The sequence below is a fragment of the Agaribacillus sp. DX54 genome, from assembly GCF_056858335.1.
This window is the reverse complement of record NZ_JBXEQE010000133.1, coordinates 1-423: the sequence shown is the minus strand read 5'-3', so window position 1 is coordinate 423 and position 423 is coordinate 1. Positions and strand designations below refer to the sequence as shown.

Here is a 423-nt window from a genome sequence, read left to right as displayed (position 1 = left end):
TATTAGCATAGTACAATTTTAATAGTGATACAGGTATACTGAATGGCTAAATTTCAGGACAAGACGTACCTATCCTGTCTTTGCTTTGATTCAGCAGTACAATTATTGTAGGTTAGCTAGGCTGCTTTTTTGAGCGACTCCTCGGGTGGGGGTTTGCGCCTACGTTTGGTCAATAACACTGCATTGGCAGCCATGACACCAAAAAACACCCAGGTTTTCTCGGTTGCTTCTCTTAGGGCCTTGACTTTTCTAAGGCCATAATAATTTTTGTGATTGCCAAATGCACCTTCCAGGTGAGTAGATCGCACTTTATTGATTTGTGACTTCAATACATCAATGGCTTTGTTTTTGTTGTGATCTTTTGGCTGGCGGCCTTTTGTTACAAACCCGTGAAAGATCTGTTTTTCGCTTAAATACCTGCGG

At 41.4% G+C, this 423-nt stretch carries 1 pseudogene; it reads right to left on the bottom strand.

Annotation, left to right across the window (positions count from 1 at the left end):
- Positions 1–116: 116 nt before the first annotated feature.
- Positions 117–423: pseudogene (locus tag AC04NP_RS30670) on the bottom strand (transposase); the annotation flags it as partial.